The organism is Streptomyces flavovariabilis (assembly GCF_000725785.1).
GTDB lineage: Bacteria > Actinomycetota > Actinomycetes > Streptomycetales > Streptomycetaceae > Streptomyces > Streptomyces hawaiiensis.
Map to the genome: position 1 here is coordinate 194,267 of NZ_JNXD01000020.1, position 23,883 is coordinate 218,149.

The 23,883-nt window shown below is 71.5% G+C and carries 25 protein-coding genes, 3 tRNA genes and 1 pseudogene; 20 read left to right on the plus strand and 9 right to left on the minus strand.

All coding sequences use genetic code 11. The features are described from left to right. Positions 1 to 128: 128 nt before the first annotated feature. The 3 genes from IO24_RS0130420 to IO24_RS0130430 all read right to left on the minus strand — a co-directional run bounded on the left by IO24_RS0130420 (position 129) and on the right by IO24_RS0130430 (position 3,715). Complete coding sequence (locus tag IO24_RS0130420) at positions 129 to 788, minus strand: response regulator transcription factor (RefSeq protein WP_275935644.1); 660 nt, start codon at positions 786 to 788, stop codon at positions 129 to 131. Between the two features lie 228 nt (positions 789 to 1,016). Beyond that, positions 1,017 to 2,378 carry a sensor histidine kinase gene (locus IO24_RS0130425; protein ID WP_031141208.1) on the minus strand — a complete coding sequence of 454 codons (1,362 nt, stop codon included), beginning with the start codon at positions 2,376 to 2,378 and terminating at the stop codon, positions 1,017 to 1,019. A 128-nt stretch (positions 2,379 to 2,506) separates the two neighbouring features. Further along, complete coding sequence (locus tag IO24_RS0130430) at positions 2,507 to 3,715, minus strand: sensor histidine kinase (protein ID WP_031141210.1); 1,209 nt, start codon at positions 3,713 to 3,715, stop codon at positions 2,507 to 2,509. A 223-nt stretch (positions 3,716 to 3,938) separates the two neighbouring features. Between IO24_RS0130430 and IO24_RS0130435 the strand changes: the two genes are divergently transcribed. The 12 genes from IO24_RS0130435 (at position 3,939) to IO24_RS0130490 (ending at position 15,697) form a co-directional block, all read left to right on the plus strand. Continuing rightward, positions 3,939 to 4,346 carry an NADH-quinone oxidoreductase subunit A gene (locus tag IO24_RS0130435; RefSeq protein ID WP_010041427.1) on the plus strand — a complete coding sequence of 136 codons (408 nt, stop codon included), beginning with the start codon at positions 3,939 to 3,941 and terminating at the stop codon, positions 4,344 to 4,346. Next, positions 4,337 to 4,963, plus strand: coding sequence for an NADH-quinone oxidoreductase subunit B (locus IO24_RS0130440; RefSeq protein WP_031141213.1), 627 nt, complete (start codon positions 4,337 to 4,339; stop codon positions 4,961 to 4,963). Before IO24_RS0130435 ends, IO24_RS0130440 begins: the two co-directional genes overlap by 10 nt. Next, positions 4,960 to 6,426 (plus strand): NADH-quinone oxidoreductase subunit C, encoded by a 1,467-nt coding sequence (locus IO24_RS0130445; RefSeq protein ID WP_031141215.1) that lies wholly within the window; start codon positions 4,960 to 4,962, stop codon positions 6,424 to 6,426. The genes IO24_RS0130440 and IO24_RS0130445 overlap by 4 nt, the downstream gene beginning before the upstream one ends. Beyond that, positions 6,423 to 7,391, plus strand: a complete 969-nt coding sequence (locus IO24_RS0130450) for a complex I subunit 1/NuoH family protein (RefSeq protein WP_031141217.1) — start codon at positions 6,423 to 6,425, stop codon at positions 7,389 to 7,391. Before IO24_RS0130445 ends, IO24_RS0130450 begins: the two co-directional genes overlap by 4 nt. A gap of 2 nt (positions 7,392 to 7,393) precedes the next feature. Then, complete coding sequence (locus IO24_RS0130455) at positions 7,394 to 8,059, plus strand: 4Fe-4S binding protein (protein ID WP_031141219.1); 666 nt, start codon at positions 7,394 to 7,396, stop codon at positions 8,057 to 8,059. Further along, complete coding sequence (locus tag IO24_RS0130460; protein WP_031141221.1) at positions 8,056 to 8,700, plus strand: NADH-quinone oxidoreductase subunit J family protein; 645 nt, start codon at positions 8,056 to 8,058, stop codon at positions 8,698 to 8,700. Before IO24_RS0130455 ends, IO24_RS0130460 begins: the two co-directional genes overlap by 4 nt. Next, positions 8,700 to 9,098: an NADH-quinone oxidoreductase subunit NuoK gene (gene nuoK, locus IO24_RS0130465; RefSeq protein WP_031141223.1), complete on the plus strand. Its 399-nt coding sequence runs from the start codon at positions 8,700 to 8,702 to the stop codon at positions 9,096 to 9,098. Before IO24_RS0130460 ends, nuoK begins: the two co-directional genes overlap by 1 nt. Continuing rightward, a complete protein-coding gene (locus IO24_RS0130470) occupies positions 9,095 to 11,089 on the plus strand; it encodes an NADH-quinone oxidoreductase subunit 5 family protein (RefSeq protein ID WP_031141225.1) in 1,995 nt (664 codons plus the stop codon). The genes nuoK and IO24_RS0130470 overlap by 4 nt, the downstream gene beginning before the upstream one ends. Positions 11,090 to 11,095: 6 nt before the next feature. Continuing rightward, positions 11,096 to 12,670 carry a complex I subunit 4 family protein gene (locus IO24_RS0130475; RefSeq protein ID WP_031141227.1) on the plus strand — a complete coding sequence of 525 codons (1,575 nt, stop codon included), beginning with the start codon at positions 11,096 to 11,098 and terminating at the stop codon, positions 12,668 to 12,670. After that, positions 12,667 to 14,190: an NADH-quinone oxidoreductase subunit N gene (locus IO24_RS0130480; protein ID WP_031141229.1), complete on the plus strand. Its 1,524-nt coding sequence runs from the start codon at positions 12,667 to 12,669 to the stop codon at positions 14,188 to 14,190. Before IO24_RS0130475 ends, IO24_RS0130480 begins: the two co-directional genes overlap by 4 nt. A gap of 254 nt (positions 14,191 to 14,444) precedes the next feature. Then, positions 14,445 to 15,308, plus strand: a complete 864-nt coding sequence (gene htpX / locus IO24_RS0130485) for a zinc metalloprotease HtpX (protein ID WP_031141231.1) — start codon at positions 14,445 to 14,447, stop codon at positions 15,306 to 15,308. Then, entirely contained in the window at positions 15,305 to 15,697 is a 393-nt protein-coding gene (locus tag IO24_RS0130490) for a YccF domain-containing protein (protein ID WP_031141233.1), read from the plus strand. The genes htpX and IO24_RS0130490 overlap by 4 nt, the downstream gene beginning before the upstream one ends. Before the next feature lie 281 nt (positions 15,698 to 15,978). On the opposite strand, the gene IO24_RS0130495 is transcribed toward IO24_RS0130490, so the two are convergent. Continuing rightward, positions 15,979 to 17,235, minus strand: a complete 1,257-nt coding sequence (locus IO24_RS0130495) for an APC family permease (protein ID WP_031141235.1) — start codon at positions 17,233 to 17,235, stop codon at positions 15,979 to 15,981. Between the two features lie 194 nt (positions 17,236 to 17,429). Between IO24_RS0130495 and IO24_RS0130500 the strand changes: the two genes are divergently transcribed. Continuing rightward, the gene (locus tag IO24_RS0130500) at positions 17,430 to 17,696 is read left to right on the plus strand and encodes a GlsB/YeaQ/YmgE family stress response membrane protein (RefSeq protein ID WP_031141237.1); all 267 of its coding nucleotides are present in this window, start codon (positions 17,430 to 17,432) and stop codon (positions 17,694 to 17,696) included. A gap of 96 nt (positions 17,697 to 17,792) precedes the next feature. On the opposite strand, the gene IO24_RS0130505 is transcribed toward IO24_RS0130500, so the two are convergent. Continuing rightward, a complete protein-coding gene (locus IO24_RS0130505; protein WP_030839774.1) occupies positions 17,793 to 18,281 on the minus strand; it encodes a YajQ family cyclic di-GMP-binding protein in 489 nt (162 codons plus the stop codon). 220 nt (positions 18,282 to 18,501) lie between these two features. Between IO24_RS0130505 and IO24_RS0130510 the strand changes: the two genes are divergently transcribed. Next, a tRNA-Tyr gene (locus IO24_RS0130510) sits at positions 18,502 to 18,583 on the plus strand. Between the two features lie 280 nt (positions 18,584 to 18,863). Here IO24_RS0130510 and IO24_RS0130515 read toward each other — a convergent pair. Beyond that, on the minus strand, positions 18,864 to 19,535 hold the full coding sequence (locus IO24_RS0130515) for a cysteine hydrolase family protein (protein ID WP_031141240.1): 672 nt from the start codon (positions 19,533 to 19,535) through the stop codon (positions 18,864 to 18,866). Positions 19,536 to 19,590: 55 nt separating this feature from the next. On the opposite strand from IO24_RS0130515, the gene IO24_RS0130520 reads away from it, so the two are divergent. After that, positions 19,591 to 20,103 (plus strand): PadR family transcriptional regulator, encoded by a 513-nt coding sequence (locus tag IO24_RS0130520; protein WP_031141242.1) that lies wholly within the window; start codon positions 19,591 to 19,593, stop codon positions 20,101 to 20,103. Between the two features lie 98 nt (positions 20,104 to 20,201). Here the strand turns inward: IO24_RS0130520 and IO24_RS0130525 are convergent. Further along, positions 20,202 to 20,361 (minus strand): annotated as a pseudogene (locus tag IO24_RS0130525) (MFS transporter); the annotation flags it as partial. Between the two features lie 60 nt (positions 20,362 to 20,421). Between IO24_RS0130525 and IO24_RS0130530 the strand changes: the two are divergent. After that, positions 20,422 to 20,634: a hypothetical protein gene (locus tag IO24_RS0130530; RefSeq protein WP_030839769.1), complete on the plus strand. Its 213-nt coding sequence runs from the start codon at positions 20,422 to 20,424 to the stop codon at positions 20,632 to 20,634. Between the two features lie 27 nt (positions 20,635 to 20,661). Here the strand turns inward: IO24_RS0130530 and IO24_RS0130535 are convergent, their stop codons facing one another. After that, positions 20,662 to 21,318, minus strand: coding sequence for an NAD(P)H-binding protein (locus IO24_RS0130535; protein WP_031141247.1), 657 nt, complete (start codon positions 21,316 to 21,318; stop codon positions 20,662 to 20,664). Positions 21,319 to 21,384: 66 nt separating this feature from the next. Then, positions 21,385 to 22,644 (minus strand): amidohydrolase family protein, encoded by a 1,260-nt coding sequence (locus tag IO24_RS0130540; protein WP_031141249.1) that lies wholly within the window; start codon positions 22,642 to 22,644, stop codon positions 21,385 to 21,387. A 237-nt stretch (positions 22,645 to 22,881) separates the two neighbouring features. On the opposite strand from IO24_RS0130540, the gene IO24_RS0130545 reads away from it, so the two are divergent. From IO24_RS0130545 to IO24_RS0130560, 4 genes are all read left to right on the plus strand, one after another. Next, a tRNA-Thr gene (locus tag IO24_RS0130545) sits at positions 22,882 to 22,954 on the plus strand. A 45-nt stretch (positions 22,955 to 22,999) separates the two neighbouring features. After that, positions 23,000 to 23,072: transfer RNA gene (locus IO24_RS0130550), tRNA-Met, on the plus strand. A gap of 89 nt (positions 23,073 to 23,161) precedes the next feature. Beyond that, positions 23,162 to 23,326, plus strand: coding sequence for a 50S ribosomal protein L33 (rpmG, locus tag IO24_RS0130555; protein WP_003948671.1), 165 nt, complete (start codon positions 23,162 to 23,164; stop codon positions 23,324 to 23,326). A 100-nt stretch (positions 23,327 to 23,426) separates the two neighbouring features. Further along, positions 23,427 to 23,879, plus strand: coding sequence for a MaoC family dehydratase N-terminal domain-containing protein (locus IO24_RS0130560; RefSeq protein ID WP_031141252.1), 453 nt, complete (start codon positions 23,427 to 23,429; stop codon positions 23,877 to 23,879). Positions 23,880 to 23,883: the final 4 nt, after the last annotated feature.

The following is a 23,883-nucleotide window of genomic DNA, read 5'->3' on the forward strand; positions in this document are numbered from 1 at the left end:
GGACGGGCCTTCCCGTAGGCCCTCCCAGGATCAACCCTACGACCGCAGGGGTCGCCTTCTTTGTGTCATTCGCATCTTGGACACGACTTGGGGCGATCACGCGCCCGGACGTGCCGGACGGCCGAACGTCAGGAGTTGAGGTACGTCAGCACGGCCAGCACCCTGCGGTGGTCACCCTCGCTCGGGGACAGGCCGAGCTTGAGGAAGATGTTGCTGACGTGCTTCTCGACCGCCCCGTCGCTGACCACGAGCTGCCGCGCGACCGCCGAGTTCGTCCGTCCCTCGGCCATCAGCCCCAGCACCTCACGCTCCCGCGGGGTGAGCCCCGCCAGCACGTCCTGCTTACGGCTGCGGCCCAGCAGCTGCGCGACCACCTCCGGGTCGAGCGCCGTGCCGCCCTCGGCCACCCGCACCACCGCGTCCACGAACTCCCGCACCTCGGCCACCCGGTCCTTCAGCAGGTAGCCGACACCCCGGCTGGACCCCGCGAGCAGCTCCGTGGCGTAGCGCTCCTCCACGTACTGCGACAGCACCAGCACCCCGAGCCCCGGATGCGCCTTGCGCAGCTGCACCGCCGCCCGCACTCCCTCGTCGGTGTGCGTAGGCGGCATCCGCACGTCCGCCACGACCACGTCCGGCAGCTCGCCCTGCGCGTCCAGCTCCGTGATGGTCTTGATCAGTGCCTCGCCGTCACCGACACCGGCGACGACGTCGTGCCCGCGGTCGGTCAGCAACCGGGTCAGGCCCTCCCTGAGCAGCACTGAATCCTCGGCGATGACCACCCGCACCCTGTCCTCCACGATGTCCGGCCCCCCACAGCCCGATGCCGCCCGTGCGCAGCCCACAACGGCCCTGCGCCCACCCGTGCGACGGCTCCAGCATTTCAGGGTCGGGAGGTGTATGGGGGCGGGACCGGCGTCTTGACTGGCCGATCAGGTGGTGGAGGGAAGCTTCGAGGCCAGAGGTGAACACCCCTGGCCCCGTTCACAGCCCGCGGGGCCGAGCCCCCGCGAGGGTCACCGCACGTGCTCCCCCCGCCACGGCAACTCCGCGGTCACCCGGGTCGGCCCGCCCGCCGGTGAGTCCACCACCAGGATCCCGTCCACCGCGTCCAGCCGGTCCGCCAGCCCCGCGAGACCGGACCCCTGGGACACATCGGCCCCGCCCACGCCGTTGTCCACGACCTGCAGCATGAGCCGGTTCTCCGTCCGCCACACCTCCACGCCCGCCCAGGTGGCCCGCGCGTGCTTGCTGACGTTCTGCAGCAGCTCCGACACCGTGAAGTACGCGATCCCCTCGATCGCCGGCGCCGGCCGCTCCACCAGGTCCACCTCGACCCGCACCGGCACCGTGCACCGCGACGCCACCGCCGACAGCGCCGCGTCCAGCCCCCGGTCCGTCAGCACCGCCGGATGGATCCCCCGGGCCAGGTCCCGCAGCTCCTGCAGCGCCGTCTTCACCTCGCCGTGCGCCTCGTCCACCATCCGCGCGGCCGTCTCCGGGTCCTCCTGGAGCTTCTCCTTCGCCATCCCCAGATCCATGGCCAGCGCCACCAGCCGGGCCTGCGCCCCGTCGTGCAGATCCCGCTCGATGCGCCGCAGGTCGGCCGCCGCCGTGTCGACCACGACCCCCCGGTCCGACTCCAGCTCCACCACCCGCGAGGCCAGCCGCGACGGACCGAGCAGACCGTGCACCAGCAGCCGGTCCACCATCGTCAGCGCCCGCACGATCCACGGCGTGGCGATCGTGAACAGCAGACCCACCAGCGCGGTCACCGTGATCTCGAAGGGATTGTCGAGGTAGATCCGGTGCGTCTCGTCGCCGTAGAGCTGGATCCCTTCCTGACCGGCGTACACCGGGAACACCCAGAACCACAGCGGGTACGTCAGCAGTGCCCAGCCCAGCGCCCACACGTTCACGGCGACGACGAACGAGAACACCGCCCAGGGCAGATGCAGCACCGCGTACAGCAAGGCCCGCCACGAGGCGCCGCTCTTGAGGACGGCCCCCACCCACGCCATCGCGCCCGGCTTCCTCATCCGCAGCGGCTCCGGCTCGCCCACCTCCAGGCCCAGCAGCGCCCGCGCCCGCATTCGCTCCAGCGACCCGAAGCCCCGGCACCCGGCCAGCGCCGCCGCCAGTACCGGTACACCGAGGAACGTGACCAGCAGCCCCGCCCCCAGCGACACCATCGTGACCGCGTAGGTGAACAGCAGGATGCTGATCGGCAGGCTGAGCAGCACATGGGTGAGCTCCAGCCAGGTGCGGAGCTCGACCGGCGCCCGCAGTGCGGCGGGCAGCCGGTGCCGCCGTTCGGTACTCCCCGGGAACCCGGGCCCGCTGTCGAGCCCGTACTCCTGTCCGTACTCCGTGGCCATCGGCGCCGTCCTTCTCCTCGTCCCGCGGCTGTGCTCTCGTACCTCCACCCTGCTCCGCCGCAGGTCGGCGGACCATGCGGTCCGTCGGCATCTTGGACGGGGGGTTTTCCCTACCCCGGGGCCCCTGACTACCCCGGGGCCCCGGACCGGTCACGCCACGGCAGTTCCGCCGTGACCGTCGTCGGGCCTCCCGCGGGCGACTCCAGGACGAACAGCCCGTCGACGGCGTCCAGCCGGTCCGCCAGGCCCTTCATCCCCGTACCACCGTCGAGGCTCGCGCCCCCGGCCCCGTCGTCCCACACCTGAATGAGCAGCCGGGTGTTCGTCCGCCACACATCCACCGAGGCCGACGTCGCCCGGCTGTGCTTGCTGACGTTCTGCAGCAGCTCCGAGACGGTGAAGTACGCGATGCCCTCGATGGCCGCGGCCGGCCGCTGCGGCAGATCGACCGTCACCTTCACCGGGACCGTGCACCGCGAGGCGACCGAGGACAGGGCCGCATCGAGACCGCGGTCGGTCAGGACCGCCGGGTGGATGCCGCGCGCCAGATCCCGCAGCTCCTGGAGCGCCAGCTTCACCTCGCCGTGCGCCTCCTCGACCATCGCCGCCGCCGCGTCGGGATCCTCCAGCACCTTCTCCTTGGCCAGCCCGAGCCCCATGGCCAGATTGACCAGCCGGGCCTGCGCCCCGTCGTGCAGATCCCGCTCGATGCGCCGCAGGTCGGCCGCGGCCGTGTCCACCACGACCCCCCGGTCCGACTCCAGCTCGGCGATCCGCCGCTCCAGCTCGTCGGAGGGCGACAGCAGCGCCCGCACCATGGCCCGGTCGGCGTTGGCCAGCCCCCGCGCGATGAACGGCAGCACCGGCCACAGCACGAACAGCGAGGCCAGCGTGACGGTGAACGTGAGGACACCCCACGGCAGCCGGATGAACTCGTACAGGACCGTGCGCCAGCCCACCGGGTCCTTCAGCTGCATCCACAACCGCTGGAAGAAGCCGCCCCCGCCGCGCAGCCGCAGCCGGCTCGGCTCCTCGATCCGCACCCCGAGCAGTGCCCGGGCCCGCGCCCGCTCCATCCTGCCCAACTGCCGTGCGCCCACGAGTCCGGCCGCGAGCAGCGGGAATCCGACCACCGTGACGGTCAGCCCGAAACCGGTGGACAACATGGTCACGACATAGGTGAAACCGAGCAGCGCGACCGGCAGGTTGGCCAGCAGGTGCGCGATCTCTTTCCAGGTGTGCCGGTCATAGGCGAGCCGGGCCGGCGGCGGACGGTCGTCCGGCCCGGCGGCCGCCCGGGCCGCCGTCGTGCCCTGGGACGGGATGCGTTGGGTCATATGCGTTAGCGTGCCCGGCGGCGGGCCACGGCGCCATGAGGTGGGCCGCCAGGATCAACTGAGGAAAACCCCACCCCCGCATGCCGGGCCGTGACGGGCTGCTTACCCTGCCCTTATCAGGGCCTAGACTCCCGTGCGTACAGATCGTCGAACGGCGGCATCCCCGTGAGCCGCAGCATCGTCGCCAGATCCAGGTCCGAGTTTCAGGGAGCGAGGGACGGACGTGCCGGAACCGACCGTCGTCACCACGACCGTCGTCGCGGCGGACTACTTCCAGTCCTATTCGGTCGTCGGTCTGCTCGCCGTCGTCGGCGTGCTGTTCGTCGCCGTGGCCTTCGGGGCCGGCCGCCTGCTGCGGCCCGTGGTCCCCACCCCCGAGAAGCTCCTGACGTACGAGTGCGGCGTCGACCCCGTCGGCGAGGGCTGGGCCCACACCCAGGTCCGCTACTACGTCTACGCCTTCCTCTACGTGATCTTCGCCGTCGACTCGATCTTCCTGTTCCCCTGGGCGACCGTCTTCGCCGCCCCCGGCTACGGCGCGACGACCCTGGTCGAGATGTTCATCTTCCTCGGCTTCCTGGCCGTCGGCCTGCTCTACGCCTACAAGAAGGGCGTCCTGGCATGGACGTGAACCCCCCGGTGTCCGAGCCTGTTCTGCTGCCCGAGCCCAAGCGGCTGGGTGCCCTGGCCCGCCTCGCCCCCGAGCCGATGAAGGTCATCCTCAACTGGGGCCGCCGCTACTCGCTCTGGGTCTTCAACTTCGGCCTCGCCTGCTGCGCGATCGAGTTCATCGCCGCGTCCATGGCCCGCCACGACTTCATCCGCCTCGGCGTCATCCCGTTCGCGCCGGGCCCGCGCCAAGCCGACCTGATGATCGTCTCCGGCACGGTCACGGACAAGATGGCCCCGGCCGTGAAGCGCCTCTACGAGCAGATGCCGGAGCCGAAGTACGTCATCTCCTTCGGCGCGTGCAGCAACTGCGGCGGCCCCTACTGGGACTCCTACTCGGTGACCAAGGGCGTGGACCAGATCATTCCCGTCGACGTGTACGTCCCCGGCTGCCCGCCCCGGCCCGAGGCGCTGCTCCAGGGCATCCTCAAACTCCAGGAGAAGATCGCCCGCGAGTCGCTGGGGGAGCGGTACGGCAGCGGCGCCGGCCGTCCTTCGGCAGCGGCCCTGCAGAGCGGTCTGGTGCAGCCGCCGCCCCCCGCCCCGGGCCCGGACCCGACGCCGGGGGGCGCCCGATGACCGCCGTCGGCTGGCTGCCCGCCGACGCCGAGGAGCTCTTCGGCCCGGAAGCCACGGCCGAGGAGACCTACGAGGTCCTGACGGTCGACGTGCCTCCGGCCGCCTGGATCCCCGCCCTGGAAACCGCCCGCGACCGGCTCGGCTGCACCTACTTCGACTGGCTGAGCGCGGTCGACGAGCCGGGCACGGGCTTCCGCGTCACGGCCCACGTTGCCGCGCTCTCGCCCGTACGACGTCTCCTCCTGCGTACGACCGTGCCGCACGAGGCTCCCGCCCTGCCCTCGGCGGTCGACGTCTACGCGGGTGCCGCCTGGCACGAACGCGAGACGCACGAGATGTTCGGCATCACCTTCGAGGGCCACCCGGCGCTGGACCACCTGCTCCTGCCCGAGAACTTCGAAGGCCACCCCCTGCGCAAGGACTTCGTCCTGGCCGCCCGCGTCGCCAAGGCGTGGCCCGGCGCGAAGGAACCGGGCGAGTCCGAACACGGCGGCCCCAAGCGCCGCCAGATGCTCCCGCCCGGCGTCCCCGACCCCAACGAATGGGGCCCCCTCAAGGGCCAGCTCCCTCCGGCCCCCGCCCGAGGCGCGGCCCGCGCCGCGGGCCGCACGGCGGGCGAACGCCCCGCCCGAGGCGCGGCACGCCCCGCGGGCGAACGCCCGGTACGGCGGACCCGCTCGGCATCGGAGGGCTCAGCGAGCCAGTCCGCTGCCGCTACGGAGACTCCGGCCGGCCAGTCCGCTGCCGGTGCGCAGACTCCGGCTGCTCCGGGGCGTACGCCTTCGGTGGGGGAGGGGTCGGCCAGTCGGTCCGCTGCCGGTGCGGAGGCTTCCGCTGCTTCGCGGCCTGCGCGTTCTGCCGCGGAGGGTTCGGCGAGCCGCTCCGCGCCCGGTGAGCCGACCGGTGGGGCCCCGGCGGGACCGCGGCGCAACCGCTCGGCGTCGCAGGGCTCGGCCAGCCAGCAGTCCAGCGCCCCGGCATCCCCGACACGGGGCTCCGAGCCCGCGCCGCCCGGTTCTGATGCAGCGGCGACCGGTTCCGGGGCGTCGGCGACCGGTTCGGAGCCGTCGGCCGGTGAGGCCGGGTCACCGGCCTCACCGGCGGGACCGCGCCGGGCGCGCAGCGCATCGGAGGGCAGCGCGAGCCAGCGGACCGGGTCCGACCGCGGTGACACCCGGCCGGGCACGAGCACCCCCCGCAGCTCGGACGCCCCCTGGCACCACGCCCGCCCGGCCTACGACGAACCGGCCCCCGAACCGTCCCCGGAGGCAGCGCGGTTGCCGGCTCCAGAGCCGGAAACCCCCGAGAGCCCGCACACCCCGGCCTCGACGGACTCGGCGAACGCTCCGAAGCCCACGGGCGACGAAGCGAAGCCCACGGACAACGAATCGTCCACGGACGACAAGGCGAAGCCGACCGACCACCCCGACCATCCCGAGGACCCCGCAGGAGGCCCGCAGTGAACGACGTGCTCGACGTCGCCCTGCGACTGCTGGTCGTCTTCGTCGTCTTCCTCACCCTCCCCCTGGTCATCGGCCAGACCGAACACAAGGTCATGGCCCACATGCAGGGCCGCCTCGGCCCCATGTACGCCGGCGGCTTCCACGGATGGGCCCAGCTGATCGCCGACGGCGTGAAGTTCGCGCAGAAGGAGGACGTCGTCCCCGCGGGCGCCGACCGCCGCATCTTCCAACTGGCCCCCGCCGTCGCCCTCCTGCCCTACCTCCTCGTCCTGCTCGCCATTCCGATCGGCCCCGGCGAGGGAGCCGTCGGCCAGGTCATCGACGCGGGCGTCTTCTTCGTCCTGGCCGTCATGGGCGTCGGCGTCCTCGGCTCGCTGATGGCCGGCTGGGCCTCCGCGAACAAGTTCTCCCTGCTCGGAGGCCTGCGCACCGCCGCCCAGCTCCTCGCCTACGAACTGCCGATGCTCCTCACCGCCGCCTCGGTGGCGATGGCGGCCGGCACCGTCTCCCTCCCCGGCATCATCGACGCCTTCGAGTGGTGGTGGCTGCCCTGGCAGATCGTCGGCGCCATCGTCTTCTTCGTGGCCGGCCTCGCCGAACTCCAGCGCCCGCCCTTCGACATGCCCGTCGCCGACTCGGAGATCATCTTCGGCGCGTACACCGAGTACACCGGCCTCCGTTTCGCTCTCTTCCTCCTCGCCGAGTACGCCGGAATCGTCGTCCTGTGCGGCCTGACCACCGTCCTCTTCCTGGGCGGCTGGCACGGCCCCTGGGGCGCCGACGGCCTCGGCTGGGTCTGGACCCTGCTGAAGACCGCCGTCCTCGCCTTCCTCGTGATCTGGCTGCGCGTCACCTATCCCCGCCTGCGCGAGGACCAGCTCCAGAAGCTCTCCTGGACCCTCCTCGTCCCCCTCTCCCTCGCCCAGATCGCCCTCACCGGCGTCGTCAAGGTGGTGATCCAGTAACCATGGCCCCCATCCCCGGCTCTGGGCTCGCCAAAGGCCTGGCCGTCACCCTCCGCACGATGACGAAGAAGTCCGTCACCGCGCAGTACCCGGACAACCAGCCCGACCTTCCGCCCCGCACCCGTGGCGTGATCGGCCTGTTCGAGGAGAACTGCACGGTCTGCATGCTGTGCGCCCGCGAGTGCCCCGACTGGTGCATCTACATCGACTCCCACAAGGAGACGGTCCCGGCGGCGACCCCGGGCGGCCGTGAGCGCAGCCGCAATGTCCTCGACCGCTTCGCCATCGACTTCTCCCTGTGCATGTACTGCGGTATCTGCATCGAGGTCTGTCCTTTCGACGCCCTGTTCTGGTCCCCCGAGTTCGAGTACGCCGAGACCGACATACGCGACCTCACCCACGAGCGCGACAAGCTCCGCGAGTGGATGTGGACCGTCCCGGCCCCGCCGGCCCTCGACCCCGGCGCGGAGGAACCGAAGGAACTCGTCACCGCCCGCAAGACCGCCGACAAGCTGGCCGCTCAGCAGGCCCCGCCGGCCAGCGAACCGCACGCCGACCAGCAGGCCCGCGCCGCCGAACAGCCCACCCTGCCCCAGGGCGACTCCAAGCAGCAGACCGACCAGCCGGAGCCAGGCCGGCCGACGCCGGGACAGGAGGGCGCGGAATGACCCTCGCCGCAGCCGCCGCTGTCCTCGCGACGGGCCCGACCACCGGGGCCGCCGCCGAAACCCACGGCTTCCTCTCCCCGACCGGCGTCGAGATCGCCTTCCTCCTCGTCGGCCTGGTCACCTTCGGCGCCGCCCTCGTCACCGTGACCACCCGGCAGCTGGTGCACGCCGCCCTGTGGCTGGTGGTCACCCTCGGCGGCCTCGCCGTCGAGTACCTCCTGCTCACGGCCGAGTTCATCGCCTGGGTGCAGGTCCTCATCTACGTCGGCTCCGTCGTCGTCCTCCTCCTGTTCGGTCTGATGCTCACCAGGGCCCCCATCGGCCGCTCCCCGGACGCCGACTCCGGCAACCGCTGGGCCGCCCTCACCGTGGCCGTCGCCGCTGCCGCCGCCCTGGTCTGGGTCGTCGTCGACGCGTTCCGCACGACCTGGATCGACCTGGACGGCCCGGCCGCCGGCTCCACCGAGGCCACCGGCGCGAGCCTCTTCCAGAACTGGGTCCTCCCCTTCGAGGCACTCTCCGTCCTCCTCCTCGCCGCCCTGGTCGGCGCGATCGTCCTGTCCCGCAAGGCGAAGGCCGAGACGGCGACCGCGGCCGGCAGCACCCAGGCCGCCCGGAACGAGAAGGAAGGGACCCGCTGATGCACCTCGCCTATCCCGCCGTGCTCTCCGCCCTCCTCTTCTGCACGGGCCTGTACGGCGTCCTCGCCCGCCGCAACGCGATCCTGGTCCTGATGTCGGTCGAGCTGATGCTCAACGCCGTCAACCTCAACCTGGTCGCCTTCGACGTCTGGCTCAGCAGGACCGCCGAGGAGACCCTGCACTCCGGCCAGGCCCTGACCCTGTTCACCATCGCCATCGCCGCCGCCGAGATCGGCATCGGCCTGGCGATCGTCCTCGCCGTCCACCGCAACCGCGGCACCGCGGACATCGACAGACTCCGCGACACCGCCGAGCGGCACGACCCCGACGGCCCCGACAGCGACGCCCCCGCGGCCGAGCGGTCCGACGAGGCCCAGAAGGCTGAGGCCACCGCGTGACCACGACCACCCTCGCCGTCCTCGTCCCCCTCCTTCCGTTCCTCGGTGCCGCCGCCGGCCTGCTCCTGGGCCGTACGGCACCCGGCTTCGTCCGCCCGCTCGCCGTCCTGCCGACGCTCACCGCCCTGGTACTCGCCGCGCTGGTCGCCGTACGCCAGGGCGGTGACGCGGCCGTCGACTCGGCCACGGAACTCACCCCCACCGGCTCGGTCCCGATCGAGCTCGCCCTGCACATCGACGGCTTCGCCGCCCTCGTCGCCGTCCTGGTCGCCCTGGTCGCCTCCTGCGTGCAGATCTACTCGACGGGCTACCTGCGCGACGACCCGCGCTACCCCTCCTACGCCGCCCTCGTCTCCCTGTTCACCTCCGCGATGCTCCTGGTCGTCTACTCCGGCGACCTGATCGTGCTGCTGGTCGGCTGGGAAGTCATGGGCATCTGCTCCTACTTCCTGGTCGGCCACTACTGGGAGACCCCGGAGGCCCGCGCCGCCTCCCTCAAGGCCTTCCTGGTCACCAAGCTCGGCGACGTCCCCTTCCTCATCGGCCTGTTCGCCCTGGCCACCGACGCCGGCTCCTTCCGTATCACCCGGATCCTCGGCACCGTCGCGAGCGGCGGACTCGACCATCCGACGCTGATCGCCCTGCTCCTCCTCGCCGGAGTGGCGGGCAAGTCGGCGCAGTTCCCGCTGCACACCTGGCTCCCCGACGCGATGGCGGGCCCGACCCCCGTCTCCGCGCTGATCCACGCCGCGACGATGGTCGCCGCCGGTGTCTACTTCATCGCCCGGCTCCTCCCGGTCTTCGAGGCCTCCCAGGCCGCGATGGTCGTCCTCGCCGTCATGGCCGCCGTCACGATGACCGGCTCGGCGCTCGCCGCGCTCGCCCAGGACGACATCAAGCGCGTCCTCGCCTACTCGACGATCGGCCAGCTCGGCTACATGTCCGGCGCCCTCGCCGTCGGCGACCGTGGAGCCGCCGTCTTCCACCTCCTGTCCCACGGCGCCTTCAAGGCGCTGCTGTTCCTCGCCGCGGGCGTGATCATCCACGCCGCCGGCACCAACTCGCTGGCCGCCATGTCCCGCATGCGGAACCTGCGCGACCGCGTCCCCGACGCCTACTGGACGATGACCGTGGCGCTGCTCGCCCTCGCCGCGATCCCGCCGTTCAGCGGCTTCTTCTCCAAGGAGGCCGTCCTCGGCGTCGCCGAACACGTCGTCACCGGTCACACCGAGCACGCCCCCGCCGCCGCGGGCTGGATCGTCCTCGTCGCCGGCCTGGTCACGGCCGTCCTCACCGCCGCCTACGCGACGCGCCTGTGGCTGCTGGCCTTCCGGGGCCGGGGCATCGAAGCCCCCGACCACGGCAGGCAGCCGCTGACGATGACCGTGGTGCTCTGGGTGCTGGCCGTCCCGTCCCTGGCCCTCGGCGGGTTCGCGTTCCGACTGCTGCCCGACTGGTTCGACGGCCGCGACCTCACCCCGACCCTGACCACCTCCGTCCTCGGCACGGGCGTGGCCCTCGTCGGCGGCATCATCACCTACGCCGCCTGGCGGCACACCACCGCGCTCACCGCCGGCGCCCCCCTGGGCGCGGTCGCCGCCCACCCCGAGGGAGACGCCGCCCAGGTCGAGGCCGAAGCCATCGCCAGCCACAAGCCCGCCTACGGCGACATCGCCTACGCGCGGGACCCCGCCGACCCGGGACGCCTGCTGCTCGGTCCCCTGCACCGGCACGCGGCCGCCGGCTTCCACCTGGACGCCGTGTACACGGCCCTCTTCGTCCGCCCGGTCCAGGCCGGTGCGAGCCTCGTCCGGTTCCTCGACCGCGAGGTCGTCGAAACCTACGTACGCGGTGCGGGTGCGCTGCCCCGCTGGCTCGGCACCGCCGTACGGCGCGCCCAGACCGGCAACGTCCAGACCTATGTGAGCGCGCTGCTCGCCGGCACCGTCGTCCTCGCGGTCGCCGTCGTCCTCGCCGCCACGGGAGCGTGAGCAGGCGTGATCGATATCAGCGAGTCCGTGATGCAGTTCCTTCTGGCATTCGTCGTCGCCGGCCCGCTCCTCGGCGCCGCCGCGGCTCTCCTGCCCGCCCCGCCGGGGCTGAAGGGGAAGTCACCCGAGCAGGCCGTACTCCGGCACGGCGTCACCGTGACCGGCGCGGTCCTCATCGCGGCGATCGTCCTCGCGCTCGGCTTCGACCACGACCAGCCGTCGAAGATGCAGGCCAGCACCGACATCAGCTGGATCCCCGCACTCGACGTACGCATCCACCTCGGCATCGACGGCATCTCCCTCCCCCTCCTGGTCCTGACCGCGCTGCTGACCTTCCTCTGCGCGCTCTACTCGTACTTCAAGATGCCCGCGGGTCCGACCCCGAAGGCCTTCGTCGCCCTGCTGCTCGTCCTCGAGTCCGGCACACTCGCGACCTTCGCCGTCCTCGACCTGCTGCTGTTCTTCCTGGCCTTCGAGATGGTCCTCATCCCGATGTACTTCCTCATCGCCCGCTGGGGCGGCGAGGGCCGGAGCCAGGCCGCCTGGCGATTCATCCTCTACACGCTGCTCGGCTCCGTGGTCATGCTGCTCGGCCTGCTCCTGATCGGGATCAAGGCGGGCACGTTCGACATGATGGCACTCGCCACTGACAACGGCCGGTCGCTGACCGCATCCGTGCAGGTCATCGCCGTTCTGGCGATCGGGATCGGGCTCGCGGTGAAGACGCCGATGTGGCCGCTGCACAGCTGGCTGCCCGACGCCCACACCGCTGCGCCGACCGTCGGCTCGGTCCTGCTGGCCGGCGTCCTGCTGAAGATGGGTACGTACGGATTCGTCCGGATCCTGCTCCCCATCACACCCGACGGGTTCCGCACCTTCGCGCCCTACCTCGCCGCCCTCGCCGTCGTCGGCATCATCTACGGATCGCTGGCCTGCCTGGCCCTCGCCAAGCAGGGCGCGAAGGGCGACCTCAAGCGCCTCATCGCCTACTCCTCCGTCGGCCACATGGGCTTCGTGCTGCTCGGCATCGCCACGATGACCCCCACCGGCGTGAACGGCGCCCTCTTCGCCAACATCGCCCACGGCCTCATCACCGGCCTGCTCTTCTTCCTGGTCGGCGCGCTGAAGGACCGCACCGGCACCACCGACCTCGACACCCTCGCCGAGGAGACCGGCGCCGCCCTCTACGGCAAGGCCCCGCGCCTCGGCGGCCTGCTCGCCTTCGCCGCCGTCGCCTCGCTCGGCCTGCCGGGCCTGGCCGGCTTCTGGGGCGAGATGCTGGCCCTGTTCGGCGCGTTCCAGCCCGCCGAGGGCCTCAACCGCGCCGCCTTCCTCACCTTCATGGCGATCGGCGCGTTCGGCACCCTGCTCACGGCCGCATACCTGCTGATCGTGGTCCGCCGCGTCTGCATGGGCGCCCTGCCCCACGACGCCCCCAAGCTCACCGACGTCCGCAGTTACGAGTTCGCGGCCTGGACCCCGCTCGTCGTCCTCACCGTCGTCGCGGGCATGTGGCCCAAGGTTCTCCTCGGCCTGAGCGACCCGGCCGTCCAGCAGCTCCTCGCAGGAGGCACCCGATGAGCTCCCCGGCCCAGCCCCTGGCCGCCTCGCTGGTCCAGTCCGTCGACTGGCTCGCGATCGCGCCGCCCACCATCGTGGCGGTCGTCGGACTCGTCGTCCTGGTCGCCGACCTGTTCCTCGCCGAGCACCGCAAGGCCGTGCTCGGCTGGACGTCGGTGGCAGGCCTGGCCGCCGCCACGGTGATGCTGCTGCCCCTGCTGGACGGCGACCGCAGCACCTTCTGCCTGACCGGCGACGCCGCCGTGTGCAGCTACACCGCCGACCACTTCACCCTGGTCATCCAGTTCCTGGTCCTCGGCGGTGCCCTGCTCGCCGCCCTCCTGTCGGTCACCGCCCTCAAAGACGCCCGCAAGGAGCTCCCCGAAGGCGAGTACTGGTTCCTGCTGCTGTCCTCCGCCGCCGGCGCCGCCCTCCTGCCCGCCTCCCGCGACCTCGCGACCCTGATCGTCGCCCTGGAGGTCGCCTCCCTGCCCGCCTTCGCACTGGTCGGCCTGCGGTACGGCGACCGGAAGTCCTCCGAAGCGGCCCTGAAGTTCTTCCTGTCCTCGGTCACCGCGACCGCGGTCAGCCTGATGGGCATCAGCTTCGTGTACGCCACCACGGGCACCCTCTACCTCACCCAGATCGCCGACCGTATCCAGAACGTCGACGGGCAGTTCCACACGCTCGCCCAGACCGGCGTCGTCCTCACCCTCGTCGGCTTCGCCTTCAAGACGGCCGCCGTACCCTTCCACTTCTGGGTGCCCGACACCTATGTGGGAGCACCCCTGCCGATCGCCGCCTACCTGTCGGTCATCGGCAAAGCGGTCGGCTTCAGCGGCCTGATCCTCCTCACGGTCGTGGCCCTCCCGTCGTACGCCGACGTCTGGGGCCCCGCCCTGGCGGCCCTGGCCGCCCTCACCATGACCGTGGGCAACGCCGGAGCCCTGCGCCAGCAGGCCACGCGCGCCTACAGCGCGGTCCGCCTGCTCGCCTGGTCGTCCGTCGGCCAGGCCGGCTACCTCCTCGTACCGATCGCCGCCGCCGCGTACTCCGACGACGCCGAGAAGTCGATCGGCTCCACCGTCGCCTACGCCCTGATGTACGGCGCCGTGAACCTCGGTGCCTTCGCCGTGGCCGCCCTCGTCGGCCGGACGAAGTCCCTCAACCGCGTCGCCGACTACCGCGGCCTGTACGCCTCCAACCCCCTGTCCGCGCTGCTCCTGGCCTTCTTCCTGCTCTGCCTCGCCGGGCTGCCGCCGGGCATCATCGGCCTCTTCGCCAAGGTCACCGTCTTCTCGGCGGCCGTCGACGCCGGCCTCGGCTGGCTGGCCGTGGTGATGGCCGTCAACGTAGTCATCGCGCTCTTCTACTACCTCCAGTGGACGGCCCTGCTCTTCCGCGCCCCCGAGGGCGAACCCGAGAAGCACCGCGTCCCCGGCCCGGTCACCGCCGCGATCGCCCTGACCGGCGTCCTCGGCATCGCCCTGTCCGGCGCACCCCAGCTGGTCCTGCGCTTCACCGACACCGGGCTCTTCTGAACACACCGGGGTCCCCGGAAACCGGCCGCTTACACCGCGCGCGCGTGGGGCACTCGCTCCCACGCGCGCGTGCCGCTGCCCGCCGCCGTCACCCGGACGGTCCACACCCGCCGCCGCACACGCAAGGGAACTAGAGCCTTCCGCCTCGCGTTGACCAGTACGGGAGGGTCCACTGGACGTGAGGACGCGGCACCAGTGGCACCGCAGATTCAGCAAGCAAGGGTCCCCCTGCCGCACCACTTGGAGGGCGTACTGTGCACCGCCGGCACAACGGGCTCAGGACAGCGATCCTCCTCGGAGGACTGTCCGCACTCATCATCGTCATCGGCAGCTTCTTCGGCCGCATGGGGCTCGTCATCGCCGTCCTGGTAGCACTGGCCACCAACGCGTACGCGTACTGGAACAGCGACAAACTGGCACTGCGCGCGATGCGCGCCCGCCCGGTGAGCGAATTCGAGGCCCCGGCGCTCTACCGCATGGTCCGCGAGCTCTCCACCCAGGCCCGCCAGCCCATGCCGCGCCTGTACATCTCCCCGACGGAGGCACCCAACGCCTTCGCCACGGGCCGCAACCCGCGCAACGCGGCGGTGTGCTGCACCGACGGCATCCTGCGCCTGCTGGACGAGCGCGAGCTGCGCGGCGTCATCGGTCACGAACTCAGCCACGTCTACAACCGCGACATCCTCATCTCGTCGGTCGCCGGCGCCCTCGCCTCCGTCATCATGTTCCTGGTCAACTTCGCCTGGCTGATCCCCATCGGACGCTCCGACGACGATGACGGCCCCGGTCTGCTCGGCATGCTGCTGATCATGCTCCTGGGCCCGCTCGCCGCCTCGCTCATCCAACTGGCCGTCAGCCGCTCCCGGGAGTACCAGGCGGACGCCTCCGGCGCCCAGCTCACCGGCGACCCGCTCGCCCTGGCCAGTGCCCTGCGCAAGCTGGAACTCGGCACGAAGCAGCTCCCGCTGCCGCCCGAGCCGCGCATCGAGACCGCCAGTCACATGATGATCGCGAACCCGTTTCGGCCCGGCCAGGGCCTCTCGAAGATGTTCTCCACACACCCGCCGATGGCGGAACGCATCGCCCGGCTCGAGAAGATGGCAGGTGGGAACCAGTGAGGACCATTCTCAACGTCATATGGCTCGTCCTGAGCGGCTTCTGGCTGTTCCTCGCCTACATGCTCGCGGGCCTGCTCCTGTGCATCACCGTCATCGGCATCCCGTTCGGCATAGCGGCCTTCCGCATCGGCGTCTACGCCCTGTGGCCCTTCGGGTACACGACGGTCGAGCGCCGTGACGCGGGCGCCCCGTCCTGCGTGGGCAACGTGCTGTGGCTGGTGCTCGCGGGCTGGTGGCTCACCCTCGGCCACATCGCCACCGGCATCGCCCTGTGCGTCACGATCATCGGCATCCCGCTGGGCATCGCCAACTTCAAGCTCATTCCGGTCTCGTTGCTCCCGCTCGGCCGCGACATCGTGCGGACGGACGAGCCGTTCGCGGTGCGCTGACGGAGAGGCACCGCGCCTCCTGTTCTCCACAGGCCCGGGGTTGTCCACAGGCCCGCCCGGCTGTCAGCGGCGGCCTGCATGATGAACCCATGACCGCGATCGAGCAGTTGCCGCCCCGAGCGATGGCCGAGACCCGCAACACCCGCTTGGAGTCCGGCCCGTCACGCCCCGAGCCGGCCGCCCCAGCGAGAGACGCCCCAAGACCCGAGCCGAGAGGCCCTGCAAGACCCGAGCCGAGAGGCTCCTGAAGGCCCGGGTTGCAGCGGAGGGGCGGGCCGGCCCTACCCTCGCCCTGCCCCGGGCTTCACCCGCTGCCGCACCGCGTACGCCACCGCCCCCACCACCAGCACCCCCGCGCCCACGACCACGGACACCCCGGGCAGCGAGAAGGCCAGCACCACACACCCGACCAGCCCCACCACCGGCACCACACGCGCCGTGGGCGCCGAAGACAGAGTCCACGCCGATGCGTTGGCCACGGCGTAGTACGCCAGCACACCGAACGAGGAGAACCCGATCGCGCCCCGGACGTCCACCGTGGCGGCCAGAACAGCGACCACCGCACCCACGGCCAGCTCCGCCCGGTGCGGCACCTGGAACCGCGGATGCACGGCGGCCAGCGCCCCCGGCAGATGCCGGTCCCGGGCCATGGCCAACGTCGTCCGCGACACCCCCAGGATCAGCGCGAGCAGCGAGCCCATCGCGGCCACGGCCGCACCGATCCGCACCACCGGCACGAGCCCGGGCACCCCGGCCGCCCGCACCGCGTCGGCCAGCGGCGCCGTCGCCTCCCCGAGACCGCCCGACCCGAGCACCGAAAGGACAGCCACCGCCACAGACGCGTACACCACCAGCGTGATGCCCAGCGCCAGCGGGATCGCGCGGGGAATGGTGCGCGCCGGATCCCGCACCTCCTCGCCGAGGGTGGCGATCCGGGCGTACCCGGCGAAGGCGAAGAACAGCAGTCCGGCCGCCTGCAGCACCCCGTCCGCCCCGCCCGAGGCGCCGACGTCCAGCCGCCCGGCATCGGTCTCACCGGACACCAGACACACGACCACCACGCAAGCGAGGACAGCCAGGACCAGCGCCACGATCAGCCGCGTCAGCCACGCGGACTTCTGCACACCGCCGTAGTTCACCGCGGTCAGCGCCACCACGGCCGCGGCCGCCACCGCGTGCGCCTGCCCCGGCCAGACGTACGCGCCCACGGTGAGCGCCATCGCCGCACAGGAGGCCGTCTTCCCGACCACGAACGACCAGCCCGCGAGATACCCCCAGAACTCCCCGAGCCGCTCCCGCCCGTACACATACGTTCCGCCCGAGGCCGGATACAGGGCGGCGAGGCGAGCCGACGACAGGGCGTTGCAGTACGCGACCACAGCGGCGACGGCGAGCCCGAGGAGCAGCCCGGTGCCGGCCGCGTGCGCGGCCGGCGCGAGAGCGGCGAAGATCCCGGCTCCCACCATCGAGCCGAGCCCGATGACGACGGCGTCGCCCACGCCGAGGGTGCGGCGCAGGCCGGCAGCGGAGGCAGTCATGCGTCGCACCCTACTGATCAGTGCAACCGGCGGGTGCAGCCAGGACGTCCTCCCCAGCAACACGGCGTGAACGTGCGCGGCAAGGGGGGCCGGGCGCGGAACACCCGACGTACGACGCACGGGCCCGGCCTGCCGCAAGCAAGATCACATGGCCGGGACAGCGCGGGCACAGCGTGAAAGGGCAGGTTCACAGCATGACCATCATCAGCTGGATCATCCTGGGACTGTTGGCCGGAGCCATCGCGAAGTTCCTGCTGCCGGGGCGTGACCCGGGCGGCCTCATCGGCACGACCCTGATCGGGGTCGCGGGCGCGTTCATCGGCGGCTGGATATCGGCCCGCTGGATGGACCACCCGATCACGAAGGACTTCTACGACGGCGCGACCTGGGCAGCGGCGGTCGGCGGATCGCTCGTCCTGCTGATCGCTTACCGCCTTCTGTTCGGCAACTCGCGCGACTGACCCCGCTCACCGACGGCAGCCGGCAGACGGGAAGGGCGGGCACCAACAGTGCCCGCCCTCTCACAGCCGTGCGGGCGGTAGCCCGGAGGGCCGGACCTACCGGTAGTTCACGAACTGCAGGGCGAAGTCGAAGTCCTTGCCCTTCAGCAGGGCGATGACGGCCTGCAGATCGTCACGGTTCTTGGAGCTGACCCGCAGCTCCTCACCCTGCACCTGGGCCTTCACGCCCTTGGGGCCCTCGTCGCGGATGGTCTTCGCCACCTTCTTGGCGTTCTCCTGGGAGATGCCCTCCTTGATCGACGAGAAGATCTTGTACTCCTTGCCGGAGAGCTGGGGCTCGCCCGCGTCCAGAGCCTTCAGCGAGATGCCCCGCTTGATCAGCTTGGACTGGAAGACGTCGAGGATGGCCTTCACCCGGTCCTCGGAGTTCGCCTCCATGAGGATCTGCTCACCGGACCACGAGATCGAGGCACCTACGCCCTTGAAGTCGTAGCGCTGCGAGATCTCCTTGGCGGCCTGGTTGAGTGCGTTGTCGACCTCCTGCCGCTCGACCTTCGAGACGATGTCGAAACTGGAGTCGGCCATGTCCTGTGGCTCCTTGTATCGGGGTGCGTGTCGTGCGTACCGGCGTATACGGGCGGTCGCAGGGCCCGTTCAGGTCCCGGGCCGCATCCGGACAAGCCTAGCCACCCGCGGCCCTGGGAGCGCAGATCAATCGGGTGGCGGAGCACCCCTCCACATCAGGTATTGTTTACGTCGTTGCCACGGAGCGCCGCGGAAGAGCGGCTCGAGGGGCAGCTACCCCGGCGGTGTGCCCGAGCGGCCAAAGGGAGCAGACTGTAAATCTGCCGGCTCAGCCTTCCCAGGTTCGAATCCTGGCGCCGCCACACTGGGGAAGACCCCCTCTGAACAGGTTCCTACCTGTTCAGAGGGGGTCTTTCGTTTGGCCGGTGCCCCCAGGCGTCCCCCGGGGGGGATGGGCATGATCACTCCGGCTCGTTCCACTCCCGCGGGGCCGCTTCGATCCGGCTGTCTCCACTCCCGGGTCTGGCGAAGCACGTTGGCGTACCCCTTGTGCAGCACTGCGACACTGCGGCCGGCCCGGCAGCGAGGCTGCCTCTGCTGGGCTCAGCACGTCCCGGCACACAGAGCCCGGCGCACAGTCGCTCAGTGCCTCGCATGGTCCCGACGGGTCGCGATCAACCGGTTCCTGATCTCCTCGGCGCTCAGCACAAGTGCGAAGCCTTTGCGGAGGACGGCGAGTTCTGGTTCCTGGCGGGACTCGTCGTCGGTGGCCGTGGTGTCGGATCCGAAGACGACCTTGTAGCCGCGTTCGTATGCCTGCCGGGCCGTGGTGCCGCAGCAGTAGTTGGTGAGGGTGCCCGTGACGATGACCGTGTCGCGGCCGAGGTTGCGCAGCATCGTGTCGAGCGGAGTGTCATAGAACGCGCCGTACGAGGGCTTGCGGATCAGGGCCTCATCGGGGCGGCGGCCCATCGGAGCCCACACCTCGGCGGGGCCCGGGCGGCGCCAGTCGGTGTCGGCGTGCGGGAGGAAGCGCAGGGCGTGCGGCCGGTCCAGTCCGAGATGGGTGTCGTCGAAGATGGTCCAGATCACCGGGACCGAGGCGGCCCGGCAGTCCTCGACCAGCTGCCGCAGCCGGGGTGCCATCCGGGTGGCCGCGGGCACCCAGTAGGGGCTCGCCCCGGGGCGGACGAATTCGTCCTGCATGTCGATGACCAGCAGCGCCGTGCGTTCGGGCCGCACGTCGAACGACGCCCGGCCGTGCTCGTAGGCGTCACGCGCTCGCGTGATCACCCAGTCCTCGGTGAACGCCATCCCCGCCCCCTATCTCGATTCGAGGTACCTCGTTTCGATGTGTGAGAGTAGCAGGATGCTGGAACTTGCGATCCTGGGATTCCTGGCCGAGGGGCCACTGCACGGCTACCAACTGCGCCGCCGGATAGCGCAGTTGTCCGGCCATGCCCGACCGGTCAGCGACGGCAGTCTCTATCCGGCGATCAACCGCCTCGTGAAGGCCGGGCTGCTCGACCGCAGAGCCGAGCCCGGCGCCTCGGCCGTCCAGCGGCACACCCTGAGCCTGACCGCTGCCGGCCGCACCGAGCTGCTGCGCAGGTTGCGGGAAGCCGACGGCCTGGACATCAGCGACAGCACCCGGTACTTCACGGTCCTGGCCTTTCTCTCCCAGCTCCCCGACCCCGCCGACCAGCACGCGGTACTGCGTCGGCGACTGGACTTCCTGGAACAACCCGCGAGCTTCTTCCACGATGGCGACCGCCTCCTGGGCGCCGAGGACACCGACGATCCCTACCGCCGCGGCATGCTCACCATCGCCCGCGCCACCAGCCGCGCGGAACGGTCGTGGCTACGGGAGCTACTGGCCTGACGCCGACACGGCGGGTGCAGTTGGTGCCGCTGTCCACCCAGGACGTGCCCGTGACGACGATCGTCAGGTCCAGGCCCGGAGCTCCGACATCAGCACGAGTTCAGCCTGTGTCGGGCGGCCACGATGAGGGCGCCGGCCCATCAGGGTGATCTTCGGTCCCCTGGCCTTGGAGAGGGCGGCGGACACGGGAGCCGTGGCCATCATGACCGGGCCGGAGGGGGCCGTCGTCAGCCCGGCGACCAGCAGCGACCTGCCGAGACAGGACAGCCCCCGCAGGGGAGAGGCATGGCCGGGCGGCTCGCGCGGCACACTGGCTCCATGTCCTCCCGCCGCAGAGTCTGCCCCGAGTGCCGCCGCGAGATCGCCGTCGTCGCCGGGCGGTACGCGCGCCACGACCCGCCCGGCGCCCGCGAGCACGGCGAACTCACCTCGTGCCCGGGCTCCCGCCGCCAGGCCCGTCCGGGCCCGGAGCAACCGTCCCTGGACGGCTACACGGTCCCGGACTTCCCCGGCCAACTGCCCCTGTTCTGAAGCCGGCTGAGCGGCCGGCCGCGAACTTCAGTTCCCGGCCACCGACTTCACCGCCACGGACACCGGCGCCGACCCGCTGATCAGCTCCAGAGTGAGACCGGCCGTCGCGGAGGTGTCCACCAGCTCCGCCAGCACGGCTGCCACGTCGTCGCGCGGAATCGGACCGCGGCCCGTGCGCGCCTCCAGGCGTACGAGACCGGTGCCGGCATCGTCGGTGAGCATGCCGGGGCGCAGGATCGTCCAGTCCAGGGCGTCCAGCCCGCGCACATACGCGTCCGCCTCGCCCTTGGCGCGCAGATACACGTCGAAGATCTCGTCGCCCTGGTGGCCCGGGTCGGCCCCCATGGACGACACGACCACGAAGCGCCGGACGCCCGCCTTCACCGCCGCGTCCGCGAAGAGGACCGCCGCGGCTTTGTCCACCGTGTCCTTGCGGGCCACCCCGCTGCCCGGGCCCGCGCCCGCCGCGAAGACCGCGGCGTCGGCACCCCTGAGCCGTTCCGCGACCTCGTCGACGGACGCCGACTCCAGGTCGAGCACGACCGGTTCGGCACCGGCCTCCCGCAGATCGTCGGCCTGCTCGGCCTTGCGGATGAGCCCCGCCACCTCGTCTCCGCGTGCGGCGAGCAGCCGCTCCAGCCGCAACGCGATCTGACCATGACCACCAGCGATGACAATGCGCATGCTTTCGACCGTACGCCTGGACGGCACCGTCCGCCGCACGGCTTCCGTCACACCCCGCCGCAGGCCTTACGGCGCTTCGCCCCGGCCCTGGCGCGGCAGCCCCAGCTCCACCGAGGCCGCCGAACTGCAGTACTCCCGCACCGCGCTGGTCCGCGCCACCACGCGCCCCTGGTGCACGACGATCCGGCTGTACGCCAGTGACAGCACCCCCGCGAGCCGGTCCCCGCGCACCGCGAGCAGCTCGGCCGGGAAACCCGCCTCCACCCGCACCGCGGGCAGCCCCAGCACCGCCCGAGCCGAGGAACTCACCGCGTCGTACGCCTCCTCGGGGGGCAGCCCGTGACGCGAGGCCAGCAGGAAGGCCGCCTCCAGCGGGTCGCCACGCCCCACCGGGTTGGACACGTCCCGCAGCGCCCCGCTCCCGGCGGCCACCCGTACCCCGGCCGCGCGCAGCAGCCGCACCGGAGCCGTCCCGCGCCGGTCGACGCCGCCGCAGCCGCCCTGCGGCAGGCACACGACCGCCACCCCGGCCGCCGCGAGTTGGTCGGCTGTCCGCGAGGCCACTTCGAAGGGCAGCCGGCCGAGGTCGCCGCACGGGCTGAGGGCCACCCCGGGGCGCAGTCCGCCCGCCATCGCCGCGAGCCGGGCCAGCCGGGCCGGGTCCCCGGCGTCCGTGTGCAGATCGACGGGGCAGCCGTGCTCGGAGGCCATCTCCAGGACGGCCTCCACGTACCCCGTCGGATCCGGGTCGAGGTCCGGTCGCCCGCCCACCACCGAGGCGCCCATCTTCACGGCGTCCCGCAGCATCGCCAGCCCGTCCGCGCCGGCCACCCCGGTCAGCACCCGGGGCATCGCCACCGTCGTCAGCTCCGCCAGCCCGCGCAGCGCCCGCCGCGCCTGGAGCACCGCCGCCAGCGCGCCCAGTCCCTGGACATCCCCCACGCGCACGTGCGCGCGCAGCGCCGTCGCCCCGTGCCCGAGCTGGAGCAGCGCGGCCTCCGTCGCCCGGCGCTGCACGTCCTGCGGCTCGTAGGAGACCGGCCCCTCGGCGTCCGCCGACAGGGCCGTGTCGGCGTGGGCGTGCGGCTCGGCCGGGGCCGGCAGCAGCAGATAGCCGCTGAGGTCCACGCGCGCCCCGCACGCGCGCGTGCCGACCGTCCCCAGGCTGCCGGCCGTGCCGACCGCCTCGATGTGCCCGCGCCCCAGCCGTACGTCCACGGTCCGGCCGTCGGTGAGCCGCGCACCGCACAGCAGCAGCGACGACGGGTCGGCCGGACCCGGCGAGGACGACGGGGGCGGTGGTGGCTGCGGCCGGCTGTCGGGCATCGCACTCCAGGGGCTCGGGCTGTGCGCGGGAGGACGCATGATCACGCAGAGTGAGACGAGCCTAGGACGGCCTCCCGCCCGTGGCCGGGAGGAGCGCAATAGTCGTACTTGCGTGGTCCGCTCACGGCACGGGAGACACCCACGGGGCTGCCGGGAGGACGGTCCGGGCGCCCCGGCCGGGCACCTCGAAACGGATTTGGGTGAACGGCGGCCGAGCGTGTAATGTCTTCATCGCTCGCCCCAATAGCTCAGTCGGCAGAGCGTCTCCATGGTAAGGAGAAGGTCAACGGTTCGATTCCGTTTTGGGGCTCTGGTGTGACTGGTTCCGTCGCAAGACGGGGCCGGATCGCATCTAAGCGGTGTAGCTCAGTCGGTAGAGCAAGCGGCTCATAATCGCTGTGTCACCGGTTCAAGTCCGGTCACCGCTACTGACAGTAGCCGATTGCGGGGTCGGTCCTTCGATCGGCTACTCTTCTTGCGTTAATACAGTCCATCCGTTCGTCTTAGGAGCACTCACGTGGCTGCCACCGACGTCCGCCCGAAGATCACGCTGGCCTGCGTGGAGTGCAAGGAGCGGAACTACATCACCAAGAAGAACCGGCGTAACAACCCGGATCGTCTTGAGATGAAGAAGCACTGCCCGCGTTGCAATGCGCACACCGCGCACCGCGAAACGCGATAAAACAGGCTCGTACACGAGGCCGTTCCCGAGCAATCGGGGGCGGCCTCGCGTCGTTGAGGGACCCGTACCGGTCAGTAGAGCTACCAGGAGGTGCCGAGCCATGGCGCTCGACCAGTCCTTCGTGGGGCGGACGTACCCGCCCACCGCGCCTTACGAGGTGGGCCGGGAGAAGATCCGTGAGTTCGCCGAGGCGGTCGGGGACGCCAACCCGGCGTACACGGACACGGACGTCGCCAAGGCACTCGGGCACCCCGACGTGATCGCCCCGCCGACCTTCGTCTTCGCGATCACCTTCAAGGCCGCCGGCGAGGTCGTTCAGGACCCCCAGCTCGGCCTGGACTACAGCCGCGTGGTGCACGGCGACCAGAAGTTCGCCTACCGCCGTCCGGTCCGCGCCGGCGACCGGCTCACGGTCACCTCGACGATCGAGGCGATCAAATCCCTCGCGGGCAACGACATCGTCGACATCCGCGGTGAGGTGCACGACGAGGCCGGCGAGCACGTCGTGACCGCCTGGACCAAGCTCGTGGCCCGCGCGGCCGAGGGGGCGTGAGCGA

Bases quoted from the DNA above. Each gene is read 5' to 3' on its own strand.
- IO24_RS0130425 (WP_031141208.1), bottom strand. From the start codon at position 2,378: ATGGCCACGGAGTACGGACAGGAGTACGGGCTCGACAGCGGGCCCGGG.
- IO24_RS0130430 (WP_031141210.1), bottom strand. From the start codon at position 3,715: ATGACCCAACGCATCCCGTCCCAGGGCACGACGGCGGCCCGGGCGGCC.
- IO24_RS0130440 (WP_031141213.1), top strand. From the start codon at position 4,337: ATGGACGTGAACCCCCCGGTGTCCGAGCCTGTTCTGCTGCCCGAGCCC.
- IO24_RS0130445 (WP_031141215.1), top strand. From the start codon at position 4,960: ATGACCGCCGTCGGCTGGCTGCCCGCCGACGCCGAGGAGCTCTTCGGC.
- IO24_RS0130455 (WP_031141219.1), top strand. From the start codon at position 7,394: ATGGCCCCCATCCCCGGCTCTGGGCTCGCCAAAGGCCTGGCCGTCACC.
- IO24_RS0130460 (WP_031141221.1), top strand. From the start codon at position 8,056: ATGACCCTCGCCGCAGCCGCCGCTGTCCTCGCGACGGGCCCGACCACC.
- nuoK (WP_031141223.1), top strand. From the start codon at position 8,700: ATGCACCTCGCCTATCCCGCCGTGCTCTCCGCCCTCCTCTTCTGCACG.
- IO24_RS0130480 (WP_031141229.1), top strand. From the start codon at position 12,667: ATGAGCTCCCCGGCCCAGCCCCTGGCCGCCTCGCTGGTCCAGTCCGTC.
- IO24_RS0130495 (WP_031141235.1), bottom strand. From the start codon at position 17,235: ATGACTGCCTCCGCTGCCGGCCTGCGCCGCACCCTCGGCGTGGGCGAC.
- IO24_RS0130500 (WP_031141237.1), top strand. From the start codon at position 17,430: ATGACCATCATCAGCTGGATCATCCTGGGACTGTTGGCCGGAGCCATC.
- IO24_RS0130505 (WP_030839774.1), bottom strand. From the start codon at position 18,281: ATGGCCGACTCCAGTTTCGACATCGTCTCGAAGGTCGAGCGGCAGGAG.
- IO24_RS0130515 (WP_031141240.1), bottom strand. From the start codon at position 19,535: ATGGCGTTCACCGAGGACTGGGTGATCACGCGAGCGCGTGACGCCTAC.
- IO24_RS0130520 (WP_031141242.1), top strand. From the start codon at position 19,591: ATGCTGGAACTTGCGATCCTGGGATTCCTGGCCGAGGGGCCACTGCAC.
- IO24_RS0130530 (WP_030839769.1), top strand. From the start codon at position 20,422: ATGTCCTCCCGCCGCAGAGTCTGCCCCGAGTGCCGCCGCGAGATCGCC.
- IO24_RS0130535 (WP_031141247.1), bottom strand. From the start codon at position 21,318: ATGCGCATTGTCATCGCTGGTGGTCATGGTCAGATCGCGTTGCGGCTG.
- IO24_RS0130540 (WP_031141249.1), bottom strand. From the start codon at position 22,644: ATGCCCGACAGCCGGCCGCAGCCACCACCGCCCCCGTCGTCCTCGCCG.
- IO24_RS0130560 (WP_031141252.1), top strand. From the start codon at position 23,427: ATGGCGCTCGACCAGTCCTTCGTGGGGCGGACGTACCCGCCCACCGCG.